This is a genomic window from Litoreibacter sp. JB4-2 (genome assembly GCF_055693445.1).
In genome coordinates, this window is record NZ_CM146334.1 from 860,759 (window position 1) to 875,959 (window position 15,201).

The 15,201-nt window shown below is 60.4% G+C and carries 16 protein-coding genes and 1 pseudogene; all 17 read right to left on the minus strand.

Annotated elements, in window-relative coordinates:
• The 17 genes and pseudogenes from nuoF to ACZ1G7_RS04360 all read right to left on the minus strand — a co-directional run bounded on the left by nuoF (position 1) and on the right by ACZ1G7_RS04360 (position 15,181).
• Positions 1-1,296: an NADH-quinone oxidoreductase subunit NuoF gene (gene nuoF, locus ACZ1G7_RS04280; protein ID WP_472662592.1), complete on the minus strand. Its 1,296-nt coding sequence runs from the start codon at positions 1,294-1,296 to the stop codon at positions 1-3.
• A 12-nt stretch (positions 1,297-1,308) separates the two neighbouring features.
• Positions 1,309-1,533, minus strand: a complete 225-nt coding sequence (locus ACZ1G7_RS04285) for a DUF5337 domain-containing protein (RefSeq protein ID WP_472662594.1) — start codon at positions 1,531-1,533, stop codon at positions 1,309-1,311.
• Between the two features lie 20 nt (positions 1,534-1,553).
• Positions 1,554-2,354, minus strand: a complete 801-nt coding sequence (locus ACZ1G7_RS04290) for a hypothetical protein (RefSeq protein ID WP_472662596.1) — start codon at positions 2,352-2,354, stop codon at positions 1,554-1,556.
• Between the two features lie 31 nt (positions 2,355-2,385).
• Positions 2,386-3,519, minus strand: a complete 1,134-nt coding sequence (gene nuoE / locus ACZ1G7_RS04295; RefSeq protein ID WP_472662598.1) for an NADH-quinone oxidoreductase subunit NuoE — start codon at positions 3,517-3,519, stop codon at positions 2,386-2,388.
• Positions 3,519-4,736 (minus strand): NADH-quinone oxidoreductase subunit D, encoded by a 1,218-nt coding sequence (locus ACZ1G7_RS04300; RefSeq protein ID WP_472663664.1) that lies wholly within the window; start codon positions 4,734-4,736, stop codon positions 3,519-3,521. Before ACZ1G7_RS04300 ends, nuoE begins: the two co-directional genes overlap by 1 nt.
• The gene (locus tag ACZ1G7_RS04305) at positions 4,736-5,596 is read right to left on the minus strand and encodes a sulfotransferase family protein (protein ID WP_472662600.1); all 861 of its coding nucleotides are present in this window, start codon (positions 5,594-5,596) and stop codon (positions 4,736-4,738) included. Before ACZ1G7_RS04305 ends, ACZ1G7_RS04300 begins: the two co-directional genes overlap by 1 nt.
• Positions 5,596-6,213, minus strand: coding sequence for an NADH-quinone oxidoreductase subunit C (locus tag ACZ1G7_RS04310; RefSeq protein ID WP_472662601.1), 618 nt, complete (start codon positions 6,211-6,213; stop codon positions 5,596-5,598). Before ACZ1G7_RS04310 ends, ACZ1G7_RS04305 begins: the two co-directional genes overlap by 1 nt.
• Positions 6,210-6,743, minus strand: coding sequence for a NuoB/complex I 20 kDa subunit family protein (locus ACZ1G7_RS04315; protein WP_472662603.1), 534 nt, complete (start codon positions 6,741-6,743; stop codon positions 6,210-6,212). The genes ACZ1G7_RS04310 and ACZ1G7_RS04315 overlap by 4 nt, the downstream gene beginning before the upstream one ends.
• Positions 6,734-7,099, minus strand: coding sequence for an NADH-quinone oxidoreductase subunit A (locus tag ACZ1G7_RS04320; protein ID WP_472662605.1), 366 nt, complete (start codon positions 7,097-7,099; stop codon positions 6,734-6,736). The genes ACZ1G7_RS04315 and ACZ1G7_RS04320 overlap by 10 nt, the downstream gene beginning before the upstream one ends.
• 169 nt (positions 7,100-7,268) lie before the next feature.
• Positions 7,269-8,375: a lytic murein transglycosylase gene (locus ACZ1G7_RS04325; protein WP_472662606.1), complete on the minus strand. Its 1,107-nt coding sequence runs from the start codon at positions 8,373-8,375 to the stop codon at positions 7,269-7,271.
• 22 nt (positions 8,376-8,397) lie between these two features.
• Complete coding sequence (locus tag ACZ1G7_RS04330; RefSeq protein ID WP_472662608.1) at positions 8,398-9,174, minus strand: crotonase/enoyl-CoA hydratase family protein; 777 nt, start codon at positions 9,172-9,174, stop codon at positions 8,398-8,400.
• On the minus strand, positions 9,167-10,021 hold the full coding sequence (locus tag ACZ1G7_RS04335) for a hydroxymethylglutaryl-CoA lyase (protein ID WP_472662610.1): 855 nt from the start codon (positions 10,019-10,021) through the stop codon (positions 9,167-9,169). The genes ACZ1G7_RS04330 and ACZ1G7_RS04335 overlap by 8 nt, the downstream gene beginning before the upstream one ends.
• Positions 10,011-11,942: an acetyl/propionyl/methylcrotonyl-CoA carboxylase subunit alpha gene (locus tag ACZ1G7_RS04340; protein WP_472662612.1), complete on the minus strand. Its 1,932-nt coding sequence runs from the start codon at positions 11,940-11,942 to the stop codon at positions 10,011-10,013. Before ACZ1G7_RS04340 ends, ACZ1G7_RS04335 begins: the two co-directional genes overlap by 11 nt.
• A 96-nt stretch (positions 11,943-12,038) precedes the next feature.
• Positions 12,039-13,661, minus strand: a pseudogene (locus ACZ1G7_RS04345) (carboxyl transferase domain-containing protein).
• Positions 13,662-13,873: 212 nt separating this feature from the next.
• Positions 13,874-14,353 carry a hypothetical protein gene (locus ACZ1G7_RS04350; RefSeq protein WP_472662614.1) on the minus strand — a complete coding sequence of 160 codons (480 nt, stop codon included), beginning with the start codon at positions 14,351-14,353 and terminating at the stop codon, positions 13,874-13,876.
• A 16-nt stretch (positions 14,354-14,369) separates the two neighbouring features.
• Positions 14,370-14,720 (minus strand): hypothetical protein, encoded by a 351-nt coding sequence (locus tag ACZ1G7_RS04355; RefSeq protein ID WP_472662615.1) that lies wholly within the window; start codon positions 14,718-14,720, stop codon positions 14,370-14,372.
• On the minus strand, positions 14,717-15,181 hold the full coding sequence (locus tag ACZ1G7_RS04360) for a hypothetical protein (RefSeq protein WP_472662617.1): 465 nt from the start codon (positions 15,179-15,181) through the stop codon (positions 14,717-14,719). The genes ACZ1G7_RS04355 and ACZ1G7_RS04360 overlap by 4 nt, the downstream gene beginning before the upstream one ends.
• Positions 15,182-15,201 lie beyond the last annotated feature (20 nt).

Here is a 15,201-nt window from a genome sequence, read left to right on the forward strand (position 1 = left end):
TTACTCCGCCGCGATCGGGGAGGTCCCCGTGCGCTTATGCTTAATTCGATCTTCGATCTCGTCGCGGAAATTGCGGATCAGGCCCTGAATGGGCCAGGCGGCTGCATCACCCAAGGCGCAGATTGTGTGGCCTTCAACCTGCTTGGTGACGTCCCACAGCATGTCGATTTCCTCCGGCTCCGCCTCACCCTTAACCAGCCGGTCCATGACGCGCATCATCCAGCCTGTGCCTTCTCGGCACGGCGTGCACTGCCCGCAGCTTTCATGCTTATAGAAGGCCGATAGGCGCCAGATGGCTTTGATAATGTCAGTCGACTTGTCCATCACAATCACCGCTGCGGTGCCGAGGCCCGACTGCAAATCATTGCGCAGGTAGTCGAAATCCATGATCGCGTCTTTCATGTTTTCGCCGCGCACGCAGGGCACAGACGATCCGCCCGGGATCACCGCTTTCAGGTTGTCCCAGCCGCCACGAATACCGCCACAATGCTTCTCAATCAGCTCTTCAAAGCTGATCGACATGGCTTCTTCCACCACGCAAGGCGTGTTCACATGGCCCGATATCGCAAACAGTTTGGTGCCGGTATTGTTCGGGCGGCCAAAGCCCGAAAACCAATCCCCGCCACGCCGCAAAATGGTTGGCACCACGGCGATGGATTCGACATTGTTCACCGTGGTCGGGCACCCATAGAGCCCCGCGCCCGCCGGGAATGGCGGCTTCATGCGCGGCATGCCCTTGCGGCCTTCAAGGCTTTCCAACAACGCGGTTTCTTCGCCGCAAATATAGGCGCCTGCGCCGTGATGCAGGTAGATGTCGAAATCCCAGCCGGATTTGGCGGCGTTCGGGCCAACCAGACCAGCATCATACGCTTCATCAATCGCGGCCTGCAGCGCCTCTTTCTCGCGAATATATTCACCGCGAATATAGATGTAGCAGGCATGCGCGTTCATCGCGAAGCTGGCAATCAGGCAACCTTCGATCAACGTATGCGGGTCGTGGCGCATGATCTCGCGGTCTTTGCAGGTGCCCGGTTCGGATTCGTCAGCATTGACCACCAGATAGGCAGGACGCCCATCGCTTTCTTTCGGCATGAAGGACCATTTCAGACCCGTTGGGAAGCCCGCGCCGCCGCGCCCACGCAGACCGGAGGCTTTCATTTCCTCAACGATCTTGTCGCGCCCACGCTTGATGATGTCAGCCGTACCATCCCAATGGCCGCGCGCCTTGGCGCCCGCCAGCGTGCGTTCATGCATGCCGTAAAGGTTGGTAAAAATCCGGTCCTTGTCTGCGAGCATCGCGTGCGTCCCTTAGCTGTCGTCCTGGCGCTTGCGCCAAATTATAAATGCGCTCACCAGCGCCCATCCAAAGACGGCCAAAGCCGCCAAATCGAAAAATCCCATGGTCCGTGTGGACCAGCCCAATGACGCGCCGGCTATCTGGACGCCAATATAGGCCAAGGCGGTCCCGGCGATCAGCAGCGCCAGTCGCTGCCCGGTCCGCCGGGACCTATCAGTGTCGTCGTTCGGGCCCATTGCCTAGGCCCATGACGGGGTCAATAGACCCCACCTTTTTTCACTTTGCTGGAGAACTCCGTCGTTCCCCCTTCTGCCAGGATCTTGGCTTGCGCAACCCATGTGTCGCGGGTCACCCGGCCTTTGAAGCCTTCCAGGTTAGCGTCGACCCAGGCCACTTCGTCCGGCGTCCAGCTGGCGATCTGGTCAAAATGATAAAAGCCCAGCGAGTTGCACAGCTTTTCCATTTTCGGGCCTACGCCCTTGATTTGTTTGAGGTTATCCGCTTTGCCGCCGCGCGGACCGTCCAACGCTTCAGGTCGGGTGCCTTCACCTGTACCCTCGACAACACCGTCGCCGTCAAAATCCTCACCCTTGGGCGCGGCTTTTGCGGCCGCGGCATCGGCCTTCGCTTTGTCTGCATCCGCTTTGGCTTTGGCCTTTGCTTTTGCGGCAGCATCTGCATCTGCCTTCGCTTTCGCCGCTGCTGCATCCGCGTCGGCTTTCGCTTTGGCGGCAGCAGCATCCGCGTCAACCTTCGCTTTCGCAGCCGCAGCGTCATCCGCAGCGGTGCTTGTCGCAACAGGTGCCGCAGCCGCGGCAGGTGTCGCGGCGACAGTTGGCGCTGGTGCGGCTGCGGCCGCAGAGGCGCGCGCGCTTGAGCAGAAAGCCATTGGTAAGAAAATACCAGCCAGCACCGCACCAAGACCGCCGATCATCGCCGCAGGCAGGAAGGACCAATCGCCTTGCACCATCAACAGACCCAAAATCAGCACGCCAAACAGCGCAGCCACCACCCAGCACATAAACAGGCACATCTGGCCCGATCTTTGTTCACTCATGTTTCATCTCCCTGTCCGCTCGCGAAAAGCATTAGTAGACACCGCCTTTTTTGACGCGGCTTGAAAACTCAGTGCTGCCCCCTTTGGCGAGGGTCTTGGCCTGAGCCACCCAATCGTCGCGGCTTACGCGACCCTTGAATCCTTCGAGATTTTCGTCGACCCAGGCGACCTCCGCCTTCCGCCATCCGGCGATCTGGTCAAAATGATAAAAGCCGAGCTTATTGAGCAAAGCCTCAAGCTTCGGTCCGACACCCTTGATCATTTTCAAATCATCCGCGCCGCCATCCCGCGCCGCTTTCAGCATCTCGGGCTTGCCGTCCTTGGCAACGGGTTTGCGGGCCGGTTTTGTCGCAGGTTTCGCGGTCGACTTGGCAGCTTCGCTTGGCGCAGCGGGCTTGGCAGCTGGTGCCTTCGCCTTGGGTTTCGGTGCCGTATTCGCTGCTTTGGACGGTTTGCCACCGTGGTTCCAAGGCGTGATTAACGGCACTTCGGTCCCGTCAATGCGCTTAACCGTATCGCCAATGTCGGAGGCCAACTGCACGGATGCATTATACTGGGTTTTGCCGCTGTCGTAGTCGGTCAGCGTTGTCAGGCCTTTCAAAGGCTCGGACGCGAACCGGCCGTTTTGGGGGCCCGGCGTCGGAACCTCGCCCTTCGCGAATTGGTCAATCATGTCGGAGAACCCTTTGGCCGTCAGGTCCTCGTAGTAATCCTTGCCGATCTGGGCCATTGGCGCGTTGGTGCAGGCGCCCAGGCATTCGACCTCTTCCCAGCTGAACTTGCCGTCTTCCGACAACTGATGCGGGTTAGGCGCAACCTTCTCTTTGCACACAGCAATCAAGTCCTCAGCCCCGCAGATCATGCAGGACGTCGTGCCGCAAATCTGGAAATGTGCGACCGATCCAACGGGTTGCAGCTGGAACATGAAGTAAAACGAGGCCACTTCCAGCGCTCGGATATAGGCCATGTCCAACATGCCCGCGATATGCTCAATTGCCGGGCGGGTCAGCCAACCCTCCTGCTCCTGCGCGCGCCAGAGCAGAGGAATAATCGCAGAGGCCTGACGCCCCTCAGGGTATTTCGTGATCTGCCCTTCGGCCCATGCCTGATTGGCAGGCGTGAACGCAAAGCTGTCGGGTTGGTCTTTGTGAAGGCGGCGTAGCATTAGCGGTCAATTTCTCCGAAAACGACATCCATCGTGCCAATAATGGCAGCAACATCAGCAAGTTGGTGGCCTTTGCACATGTAGTCCATGGCTTGAAGATGCAGGAAGCCCGGGGCTTTCAGCTTGGCGCGGTAGGGTTTGTTGGTTCCGTCCGCCACAAGGTAGACACCGAACTCGCCTTTGGGGGCTTCAACTGCTGCATATACCTCGCCGGCGGGCACGTGGAACCCTTCGGTGTACAATTTGAAATGGTGGATCAGCGCTTCCATTGATGTCTTCATGTCGCCACGTGACGGCGGGGTCATTTTGCCCCGCGCCATGACGTCGCCCTGCCCTTCGGGTTCGCGCAGCTTCACAATGGCCTGACGCATAATCGACAGCGATTGGCGCATCTCTTCCATGCGAACCAGATAGCGGTCGTAGCAATCGCCGTTTTTGCCCACCGGAATTTCGAACTCGAACTCATTGTAGCATTCATAGGGCTGCGCGCGGCGCAGGTCCCATGCGAGGCCAGACCCGCGCACCATCACGCCGGAGAAGCCATAATCCAAAATGTCCTGCTCAGACACGATGCCGATATCCGCGTTGCGCTGCTTGAAGATGCGGTTATCCGTCAGCAACCCGTCGATATCGTCCATCACTTGCGGGAATGTCGTGGTCCATTCCTCAATATCGTCGATCAAGTCCGGCGGCAGGTCTTGATGTACACCGCCGGGGCGGAAATAGGCCGCGTGCAGACGTGCGCCGCAGGCGCGTTCATAGAAGACCATCAGCTTTTCACGCTCTTCAAAGCCCCAGAGCGGCGGCGTCAGCGCGCCCACATCCATAGCTTGCGTGGTAACGTTCAGCAGGTGGTTCAGGATGCGCCCGATCTCGGAATACAGCACCCGGATCAACGACGCGCGGCGCGGTACTTCAGTGCCCGTCAGCTTTTCAATCGCCAGACACCACGCATGTTCCTGATTCATCGGGCTCACGTAATCGAGCCGGTCAAAATAGGGCAGGTTTTGCAGGTAGGTCCGGCTTTCCATCAGCTTTTCCGTGCCGCGGTGCAGAAGGCCGATATGCGGGTCGCAACGCTCTACGATCTCGCCGTCCAGCTCCAGCACCAGACGCAACACGCCGTGGGCAGCCGGGTGCTGAGGCCCGAAATTGATGTTGAAGTTGCGGATTTTCTGCTCGCCCGTCAGAGCATCATTGAATTTTGAGCCGTCCATCATGCGCCACCCATATTTGCCCGCCACGCTTGCGGCAGGTCGTTAAACTGCGCGGCCACGGCCGCGTATTGTGGGGCAAGCTTGGCGCGAAAGGCGCGCGTCAGCTCAGGGGAAAGCGAAATGTCCCGGCCCTCATGTATCTTCTTGTCGAATGTGCCAGGCACGTCGCGAATGCCCAGAAAAGTGCAGAGCTTCGAGATCGTCGCGCTCGTGAATAGCTGCTCGTAAAAGGCAACGAACAGGTTTTTGGCCGGCACGGCTTGCGTGATCCGCGACAGCATTCCGGCGTAGTCAGAACGAAGAGCGACCGGTTTCGCACCGCCCTTCAGGAAATTTTGTGCAACATTTTCTGCGACCTGTTCAATCGCATCGCCTGTTTTCGCGGCGCGGCGTTTGGCCTGCATGCGTATGTTGGACCAGAGCCGCGCAACCGGGTCGCGCATCAAGAACACGAACCGCGTCTCAGTTGCCAGCCCGGCCATACGCTTGAGCATCGGGACCGACACCAAACCATAAGACGGGGTGATGTCGCCAAACACCGCCTTGCCCTGCCCCGACACGTGCGCGAAATCGCGATAGGGCGCGTCAGTGTCGCGGGGCTGATCCATTAACTCCAAATAGCGGCGCAGACCGGCGGCGCGAGGGCCGCCTTCGGGCAACTCCGCCAGCCGCTCTTCCAGCTTGACACGTTGGTCCACGTCAAACACGCCATCAATGCGGTCGAAATAATGCAGCTCTTTGGGGACAGGCATGGCGCAATCAGGGTGCGCGTCGAGATAGCGGTAGAGCCAACTGGTCCCCGCTTTCGTCGCACCCAGGCCGAACAGGATGCTCGGCATGTCCGAATGGCGGTCTGCCATCAGGCCTTAGCCTCCTCATCGTCGGTTTTCTCGTCGCCGGGCAGCACGTATTGCGCGCCTTCCCACGGGCTCATGAAATCAAACTGGCGGTATTCCTGAACCAGCGTCACCGGCTCATAGACCACGCGCTTTTGCGCCTCGTCGTAGCGCAGCTCAACATAACCCGTTGTCGGAAAATCCTTGCGCAGCGGATGCCCGCGAAACCCGTAATCGGTCAGAATGCGGCGCAGGTCCGGGTGCCCGGTAAAGAGAATACCGAACATGTCGAAAATCTCGCGCTCAAACCAGTTGGCCGCGGGAAACACATCGACGAGGGAGGCCAGCATTTCCTCCTCCCGGATCGCGACCTTCACGCGGATGCGATGGTTTTGGTACATCGACAGGTAGTGGTAGACCACGTCAAACCGTGCGTCGCGGGTCGGGTGATCGACCCCGGTCATGTCCACCATTGTCGAGAATTTGCAGTTCTGATCAGTCTTCAAGAATTCGCTGAACGACTTCAACGACGCAGGCGCCACATTGACCGTCAGCTCACCATGCTCCACCGACCAGCTCAGCACGCAATCGGGGCGTTTCACCTCGATCATCGCGCCCAGTTCTTTGAGTGCGTCGCTCATCGTGTGATCGTCCCTGTGCGTCGGATTTTGCGTTGCAATTGCAGGATGCCGTAAAGCAGCGCTTCTGCTGTGGGCGGGCAGCCCGGCACGTAAAGGTCTACCGGCACGATGCGGTCGCAGCCGCGCACAACCGAATAGCTGTAATGGTAATACCCGCCACCATTGGCACATGACCCCATCGAGATCACATAGCGTGGCTCAGGCATCTGATCGTAGACCTTACGCAAAGCAGGCGCCATTTTGTTGGTCAGGGTTCCGGCCACGATCATCAGGTCAGACTGGCGCGGGGAGGCGCGCGGCGCGGTGCCGAACCGTTCCATGTCGTAGCGCGGCATGGCGGTGTGCATCATCTCAACCGCGCAGCAGGCCAGTCCGAAGGTCATCCAGTGCAGCGACCCGGTGCGCGCCCAGTTGATGATATCCTCAGTCGATGTGACCAAAAAGCCTTTGTCTTGCAACTCCGCGTTCAAAGCTTGCGTGGCGACATCTTTGTCCCAGCTGGCGGTGTTTGCGCCTGTTGCTACTCCCATTCAAGGGCTCCTTTTTTCCACTCATAGGCGAAGCCAATCGTCAGCACCGCCAGGAACACCATCATCGACCAGAAGCCCAGCAAACCCACGTCCTTGAACGCGACCGCCCAAGGGAAGAGAAATGCGACCTCAAGGTCAAAAATGATGAAAAGAATTGAGACGAGGTAAAAGCGCACGTCGAATTTCATCCGCGCATCGTCAAATGCGTTGAACCCGCATTCGTAAGCCGACACTTTTTCAGGGTCGGGATTGCGCACCGCCACAACAACCGCCGCTAGGATCAGGACAAGGCCCAAACCAATAGCAATCGCAAGGAAAATAAGGATGGGAAGATATTCGCGTAGCAGCTCGTCCACGTGCGTCTCCTTCGTGAGCCGCGCCCTCGACGGCCCGGCCTTCTGCAATTTGGAGTGATCTTTACGCCGCGCGGCTCAGAGGGTCAATGCGACGCAAGGTACAATTGCGGGGAAAAAATCAGCAGTTTCATAAGGGTTGGGATAAAGGCTTTCGCAACAGCCCACCCGTTTATCGAAGGGACGCCAACACGGCAGGCGACGGGCGTCCCGTCGCTTGTTGCCCGATACTGCGCTGGTAGGCCGCAATCGCCGCCTGCGATTTCGGGCCCAAAACACCGTCGGTGCCGCCCGTATCAAACCCGCGTGCGATCAGGCGGCGCTGCAGTTCCTTGCGTTGCTCTTGTGTCAGACCGTTTCGATCTGGCGCAAACGCCGTCTCAAGCGGCCCTGCCCCCGCGATCCGGTCCGCCAGATACCCAACTCCAAGCGCGTAATTTGTCGAATTGTTGTAGCGTTTGATCGCCGCGAAATTTGGGCCCGTCGCGAAACGCGGCCCGCCTGCATCGGGTTGCAAACTGCCGCCCTGCGTTTCCGTGGCCCAACGCGCGCCGCGCCGCCAGCCATTGCGCGCCAGATAGGCCGCGGCCGAGGCCAAGGCATCGGTCGGGTCATCCGACCAAATGTCGCGCCGCCCGTCGCCGTCAAAATCCACGGCGAAGGCCTCATAAGACGTGGGAATAAACTGCGTGTGTCCCATCGCGCCCGCCCAAGAGCCCACCAACCCCTGCGCTGAAATATCCCCCGATTGCAAAATGCGCAAAGCCGCCATCAGCTGGCCTTCAAAGAACCGTCCGCGTCGCCCGTCATAGGCCAGCGTCGAGGTGGCGGAGATCACGGGGATATCCCCCCGCCGCGCCCCGAAATTGCTTTCAACGCCCCAAACCGCTGCGATAATTTCGGCGTCCACGCCGTATCGGGTTTCAATGGCCCTCAAAGACGCTTCATGTCGCGCAAAAGCCGCGCGACCGGCGCGCACTTTTTCTTCCGTCGCAACCAGGGCGAGGTAATCCTCAAAGCTGCGTTTGAACTCACTTTGGTTCCGGTCAAGCGTCACAACCTCCGACAGGAACCCGGCGTCTCTGAACGCGCGCTCTATCACGTTTGGACGGATGCCGCGGGCGGCGGCGCGCGCTTTGAACCGCGCGACCCAGGCATCCCAACCGGCGTTTAGTGCCGGTTGTGCGGCCCGCGACGCACTCGCTGTTGTGCCGCCCGCGCAGGCTTGTAACCCCGCCGCTCCGCTGAGGATCAAGAAACTGCGGCGTGAGTGGTTCATGTAAAGGCCCTTTCGGTGGTGACTAGGACGCCCAGTCCGGCTTGCGCTTGTCAAAAAACGCGGTGACGCCTTCGCCAGCCTCCGCGTTTTCCCAGCGCGTGACAAGCGCGTCGATGGAGGCTTGCACCTCCGCCGCCCCCGGCGCGCCGCCCAGCCGCAGCGCAAGCGCTTTGGCCTCAGCCACGGCCCCCGGCGCGCAGGCAAGGTAAGGCTTGATTTCAGCCTCAACCGCCGCATCCAGATCAGCGTCGATTTTCGCAACCAATCCAAGCGTTTGCGCCTCATCCGCACCGAACAAGCGGGACGACATGAATACACGTCGCGCAGCCCCTTCGCCCATGCGTGCAATCACGTAAGGCCCGATGGTGGCGGGGATCAGCCCAAGTCGCGTCTCGGTCAGCCCGAATGTCGTCTCCGGCGCCGCCACGGCAACGTCGCAGACGGACGCCAGCCCGACGCCGCCACCAAACGCCCCGCCATGAATCCGCCCGATCAAAGGTTTCGGCAGCCTGTTCAGCGCGCCCAGCATCGCGGCAAGTTTTCCCGCCTCGCGCCCGCGCGTCTCAGCATCCGCGTCAATCTGCGCCTTCATCCAGTTCAAATCGCCGCCCGCGCAAAACATCGCGCCTGCACCTTGCAACACGACAACGCGGACCGCCGCATCAGCCGCCAATTGGTCCGCCGCTTGGTGCAGCTCCGCGATCATCTCGCCGGACATGGCATTGCGCTTGTCAGGCCGGTTCAGCGTCAGATTGGCCACGCCCCGCGCGTCGGTCTCAAGTGTCACCGTGTCAAACATTACGCATCCCTTTTGCCATCTCACCCGCCGTCGCGATCAGCCCCAAATCCAGCCCGGTCTCATAGCCCCCTACGGCCAAATGCACGGCAACCGTTTCCGTCGCCACATTGCCAGAAGCGCCGGGCGCATAGGGGCAGCCGCCCAAACCGCCAACGGCCGCATCAAACACACGCAGTCCGCGTTCGAGCGAGACGTCGATATTCTCAAGCGCCCGCCCGGCCGTATCGTGGAAATGTCCTGCAAGCTTGTTGGCAGGAAGCTCATTCAAAACGGCGCGCAGCATTGCATCCACGCGCTCGGGCGTTCCCTGCCCGACCGTGTCCCCTAGCGAGACCTCGTAGCACCCCAAATCGCGCATCGCGGCCACAGCATCGGCCACATCGCCGGGGGAAACCGGCCCGTCATAAGGACAGTCGGTGACGCATGACACGTAGCCGCGCATCGGCACACCGTCCGCGCGCGCGGCCTCCGCGACCGGGCCAAACCGCGCCAAAGCTTCGGCCCGCGTCGCGTTTAGATTGGCCTTGGAAAACCCTTCGGACGCGCTGCCGAAAATGGCGATTTCATCCGCCTTGGCCGCCTTCGCACGCGCATAGCCCTGCATGTTCGGCGTCAACGCGGCGTAGGAGACGCCTTTCTCCCTCGCGATGCCACCCAACACCTCTGCGCTATCCGCCATCTGCGGCACCCATTTCGGCGACACGAAACTCGCCACTTCGATCCGCGCGAACCCCGCGCAGCTGAGCAGGTCAATCAAAGCGATTTTGCGCGATGTCGGGATGATCGCGGCCTCGTTTTGCAAACCGTCGCGCGGGCCAACTTCGAATATCTCGGCCTTACGCGTCATCGGCGGGCTCAAGCGTGACCATGATGTCGCCCGCCGCAATCTGCGCGCCAGCCTGCACACTGACAGCGGCAATGATCCCGTCCCGACCGGCGCGCAGCACATGTTCCATTTTCATGGCCTCCAGGATCGCCAGCTTGTCGCCCGCTTGGACGTGTTGGCCGGGGCGCACAAACACCGCGCGCACCAGCCCCGGCATCGGCGCCAGTGTCGCATCACTGCTTTGCGCCACGCCGCCCCGCGCCAGCGGATCGGGGCGGCCAAAGACGTAAGTGTTGCCCCAAAAGACGGTAACCTCACGGTCCCCTTCAATAACCTCTGCGCTCAACACGTGCCCATTGACGGACCAACGCGCGCCCTCGCGCATGACCTCTTGGGTCGCGCCGTCAATCTCGACAGTAAAGCGCCCTGCGCCCAAAACCGCGACCTGCGCGTCGATCCGCTCTTCGGTCCAATCCAACGCAACGGCGTGGCGCAGAGGCTGCCAAAGCGTCGCGCCTTCAAACCGTCCGCCGCGCAGGTCCAAAGCGGCAACGGCCGCGATTGCCCGGCACCGCGCGCAGGGAACCGCAACCGCCGATAGCGCTGCAAGATCGCGCTCAATCAACCCGGTATCCACGTCACCAGCGGCAAATCCATCATGCCGCGCCAAAGCGCGCAAAAACGCGATATTGGTCACAGAACCGGTGATTTGTGTTTGCGAAAGCGCCCGGTCCAGCTTCTTTAGGGCCTCCGCCCGCGTCGCAGCATGCACGGTCAGTTTCGCAATCATAGGATCATAAAACGGGCTGATCTCATCGCCTTGGCGAACACCGGTGTCGATCCGCGCCTCAGGTGCAAAGCGCAGATGATCCAGCCGACCTGTCGCGGGCAAGAATCCAGCCGGCACATCTTCTGCATAAATCCGCGCCTCAAAGGCGTGCCCGCTGATGGCCAGATCCTCCTGCGACGCGGGCAAGGGCGCGCCTGCCGCGACGCGCAACTGCCATTCGACCAGATCAACGCCCGTGATCGCCTCTGTCACGGGGTGTTCGACCTGCAGGCGCGTATTCATCTCCATGAAGTAAAACCGGTCCTCGCGCAGCCCGTCAGAACTGTCGACAATGAACTCGACCGTCCCTGCGCCGGCATATCCCACGGCCTCCGCTGCGCGAACGGCGGCGGCCCCCATGGCGCTGCGCAATGCGTCTGTCATGCCCGGTGCGGGCGCTTCTTCGATCACCTTCTGATGGCGGCGTTGCAGCGAGCAGTCGCGCTCAAACAAATGCACTGCGCGGGTGCCGTCGCCAAAAATCTGCACTTCAATATGGCGTGGCTTGGTGACGTATTTCTCAACCAATACCGCGTCATTGCCAAAGGCGTTCAAGGCCTCCGACTGCGCCGCGCGCAAGGCCTCATCAAACTGATCCGGAGCCTCCACCTTGCGCATGCCCTTGCCGCCGCCGCCCGCGACGGCCTTGATCAAAACCGGGTAGCCGATCTTGGCAGCCTCTTTCGCCAAATCGTCCTGCGCCGCGCCATGATAGCCCGGCACCACCGGCACATTTGCCTTCTGCATCAGCGCTTTAGCTGCGTCTTTTAACCCCATAGCGCGGATCGCTGCACCTGATGGGCCGATAAAAACCAGCCCTGCCGCCTCGACCATGTCGACGAAATCCGGGTTCTCAGACAGGAAGCCATAGCCCGGGTGGATCGCTTCCGCGCCGGTCTGCTGTGCGGCGGCGACAACCGCGTCCATGCGCAAGTAGCTTTCCGCTGGCGTCTTGCCGCCCAGTGCGACAGCCTCATCCGCTATGGCGACATGGCGCGCGCTTGCGTCGATATCAGAAAACACCGCGACACTGCGAACGCCCATCTTGCGGCAGGTTTCTATTATGCGGCAGGCGATCTCCCCGCGGTTTGCGATCAGGATCTTGTTAAACATCACAATACCTTACCGGGTACAGCTCACGGATCGCCTGCGCGGCCGTGGGGGCTCGATGCCCCCTAAGGTCGCGCCCCTCTTTGGGATAAGCCTGCGTCACATGCGGAACACGCCGAAGCGTGTCTCTTCAATCGGCGCACACAGGGCGGCACGCAGCGACAAGGCCAATACGTCGCGTGCTTTACGCGGATCAACAATACCGTCATCCCACAGCCGGGAGGAGGCATAAAGTGGGTGCGATTGCTCTTCAAACTGGTCGATAACCGGTTGTTTAAATTCGCTTTCTTCCTGTTCGGACCAGCTCCCCCTTGCGTTCGATCCCGTCGCGTTTGACGGTCGCCAGAACACCTGCGGCTTGCGGGCCGCCCATCACCGAGATGCGGGAATTGGGCCAGGACCACAGGAACCGGGGGCTGTAGGCGCGCCCGGCCATGCCGTAATTGCCCGCCCCAAAAGAGCCGCCAACAATCATCGTGATTTTCGGCACGGAGGTCGTGGCCACAGCCGTCACCATCTTCGCCCCGTGCCGAGCAATGCCTTCGTTCTCATAGCGCTGCCCGACCATGAAACCCGTAATATTTTGCAGAAATACCAATGGGATACGGCGCTGGGAGCACAGCTCAACAAAATGCGCGCCCTTCTGGGCGGCTTCAGAAAACAGCACGCCGTTATTGGCAATAATCCCAACCGGCATGCCGCAGATCGCGGCAAATCCGGTGACCAAAGTCTCCCCGAACCGCGCTTTGAACTCGTCAAAGTGCGATCCGTCAACGATCCGCATGATCACTTCGCGAATGTCGTAGGGCGTGGTCAGCGACGCGGGCACGACGCCCAGCAGCTCCGCCGGATCGTAGGCCGGTTCTTCGAAATTGTACAAACTGGGGTCACTTTCCAAAGGCCCAACCCCATTTTGTACAGAATTTTTAGGCTGCCCACGGCGCGGCGTGCCAAGGCCAGAGCATGGGCGTCATCCTCGGCCAGATAATCCGCGACACCTGACAGCCGCGTATGCACATCCCCGCCGCCCAAATCCTCAGCACTGACAACTTCGCCGGTTGCGGCTTTGACCAAAGGGGGCCCAGCCAAGAAAATCGTGCCCTGCTCTTTGACAATAATGGTGACGTCCGACATCGCCGGCACGTAAGCGCCCCCCGCCGTGCAGCTGCCCATAACGACCGCGATCTGCGCAATGCCTTGCGCGCTCATCTGGGCCTGATTGTAAAAGATACGTCCGAAATGGTCGCGGTCTGGGAAGACCTCATCCTGATTGGGCAGGTTCGCGCCGCCTGAGTCCACCAAGTAGATGCAGGGCAGATGGTTTTCCTGTGCGATCTCCTGCGCGCGCAGATGTTTTTTGACCGTCATCGGGTAGTAGGTGCCGCCTTTGACCGTCGCATCGTTGCAAATGATCATGCACATCCGGCCCTCGACAAAGCCGATGCCCGCGACAACGCCCGCGCAAGGGGCCGCACCGTCATACAGACCATGGGCCGCCGTCGCGCCGACCTCCTGGAATGGTGAGCCTGCGTCCAGCAGATTGCCGACCCGGTCGCGGGGCAGCATTTTCCCGCGCGACAGGTGGCGTTCGCGCGCTTTGTCGCCGCCGCCGAGCGCGGCTGTCTCTGCGGCCTCTTGCACACTGCGCAGCGCGTCGAGATGGGCCGCTTCATTGGCTTTGAAATCGTCAGAGCCGGGGGAGATTTGGGAGGTGAGTTTCATGACGCCAGTCCCCGATGCTGAGCCGGTCCAGCGGCGGCCCGCGGGTTGGCGCAGAAACGCATATTCGACAAAGCTTTATGGTTGCCAAGCACATCTCCCCCATTTGTGGGGCGCGAGATCGGCAAAAGCGCCAGCCCGTCGGGGCGGGCCGTCGCTGGACCGGCGCCTGCGGCTTGATTCCGGTCCTTGGGAGCGCGGTTCACCGTCAAACCCTACTCCTTTATCTCGCAATATTCGGCGGTGGAGCGCCCTTCCAAACAGGCGGCAAACTCGTCTGTCAGGCCCGCAAGCTCGCTCACTTCGCAGCCCAGCCGCGCGCTATCGACGCCCTCTGTGCGCGATTGCGCCACGTCTTCGCATTTTTGCGCGACATAGTCGGTCCAGATGACGATCAGGTTCAAAAGTTGGTTGGCCCCATTGGTAGTGGTGACGGCCATCACCTCCTCCTGCAGGTCCTGAACCGTGCCTTTCCATTCATCGCGCACGCCGCTCAGGCAGGTCGCGTGGGGGTCTGTGCCGGGCGCCTCTTCTGCGCAAGGTTCAAACATCAGGTCCAGACATTGCGGCCAGGTTGTCGTGATCTCCATATTCTCAAGGCAGGCCAGCACCACAAGTTTGTCATCGGCTATTGGCAGGTCTTGGGCTGCGGCGGGGCTGGCCAGCAGCAATGCGGCAAGGGTGAGTGATCTCATGGTGATCTCTTTCATGTCATGCGGCCTCCCGTCCGGCGACGGGGTCGCGTGTGGCCCAATCACCGGGCCCGTGTTTGACGATCAGCTGACCCAGAGGGCCCACGTGATATTCATAGTGTCGGTCCGCATCAAACTGGGCGGGGCCACAAATGACAACCATCCGCGTGGCGCTATTTTGGCCTGTCATGGCACGGCAATCTGTCAGTTTTGCGCCCGGCCCCGCATCAGTCAGATATTGGGACGCATAAGTTTTGATGATTTGCGTTTCCGTGAGCGTCAGGGCCGCGCGCTGGTAGAGCGCAGCGGCAAGAAGCGCGAGCAGCGCCAGCAGGATGATCACGGCGTAATGGAGGGGGCGGAGGGTCATTGTTCTGGCTTGCCGTCCAAGGCCCTAGCTAGCCTACGCGCGCCGGTGAGCTGACCGATACGCCCGAGTACGACACAGAATTTATCATTGTCGCAGTTTGGTGCATCCCTTGAAGGATTGGGGCCAACGCAGGCGCTTTTTTCGGCGTCATCGAAGTGGCGAGAGATCCTTCGGGCGTATCGGAGGCGCAGGAAAGAGCTTTCTCCAACAACTATATCGATGTCGTTTTCGAGCACATCAAGACGTAGCTCCAACGCCAATCGCAACTCATCAAGGCATTTGCTCGGATCGGCTGCATACTCGCAGTAGTTTATAGGGTCTTCGACGCATGCGCTTTCTGTATTCATCGCAAATTGCCAAAACGAACTCTTAGTATCGTATTCAGCGTTTTCGATGAGCGCATCCACATGGGCGAAACAACGATCCATCCAATCGCCGACATCATCTGCCTTAGAGGGCATGGCGAATGTAACTAATAGTA

What these genes read in the sequence shown, in the direction of transcription:
- nuoF (WP_472662592.1), bottom strand. Translation starts at nt 1,296, where the DNA reads ATGCTCGCAGACAAGGACCGGATTTTTACCAACCTTTACGGCATGCAT.
- ACZ1G7_RS04285 (WP_472662594.1), bottom strand. Translation starts at nt 1,533, where the DNA reads ATGGGCCCGAACGACGACACTGATAGGTCCCGGCGGACCGGGCAGCGA.
- ACZ1G7_RS04290 (WP_472662596.1), bottom strand. Translation starts at nt 2,354, where the DNA reads ATGAGTGAACAAAGATCGGGCCAGATGTGCCTGTTTATGTGCTGGGTG.
- nuoE (WP_472662598.1), bottom strand. Translation starts at nt 3,519, where the DNA reads ATGCTACGCCGCCTTCACAAAGACCAACCCGACAGCTTTGCGTTCACG.
- ACZ1G7_RS04300 (WP_472663664.1), bottom strand. Translation starts at nt 4,736, where the DNA reads ATGGACGGCTCAAAATTCAATGATGCTCTGACGGGCGAGCAGAAAATC.
- ACZ1G7_RS04305 (WP_472662600.1), bottom strand. Translation starts at nt 5,596, where the DNA reads ATGGCAGACCGCCATTCGGACATGCCGAGCATCCTGTTCGGCCTGGGT.
- ACZ1G7_RS04310 (WP_472662601.1), bottom strand. Translation starts at nt 6,213, where the DNA reads ATGAGCGACGCACTCAAAGAACTGGGCGCGATGATCGAGGTGAAACGC.
- ACZ1G7_RS04315 (WP_472662603.1), bottom strand. Translation starts at nt 6,743, where the DNA reads ATGGGAGTAGCAACAGGCGCAAACACCGCCAGCTGGGACAAAGATGTC.
- ACZ1G7_RS04325 (WP_472662606.1), bottom strand. Translation starts at nt 8,375, where the DNA reads ATGAACCACTCACGCCGCAGTTTCTTGATCCTCAGCGGAGCGGCGGGG.
- ACZ1G7_RS04330 (WP_472662608.1), bottom strand. Translation starts at nt 9,174, where the DNA reads ATGTTTGACACGGTGACACTTGAGACCGACGCGCGGGGCGTGGCCAAT.
- ACZ1G7_RS04335 (WP_472662610.1), bottom strand. Translation starts at nt 10,021, where the DNA reads ATGACGCGTAAGGCCGAGATATTCGAAGTTGGCCCGCGCGACGGTTTG.
- ACZ1G7_RS04340 (WP_472662612.1), bottom strand. Translation starts at nt 11,942, where the DNA reads ATGTTTAACAAGATCCTGATCGCAAACCGCGGGGAGATCGCCTGCCGC.
- ACZ1G7_RS04350 (WP_472662614.1), bottom strand. Translation starts at nt 14,353, where the DNA reads ATGAGATCACTCACCCTTGCCGCATTGCTGCTGGCCAGCCCCGCCGCA.
- ACZ1G7_RS04355 (WP_472662615.1), bottom strand. Translation starts at nt 14,720, where the DNA reads ATGACCCTCCGCCCCCTCCATTACGCCGTGATCATCCTGCTGGCGCTG.
- ACZ1G7_RS04360 (WP_472662617.1), bottom strand. Translation starts at nt 15,181, where the DNA reads ATGCCCTCTAAGGCAGATGATGTCGGCGATTGGATGGATCGTTGTTTC.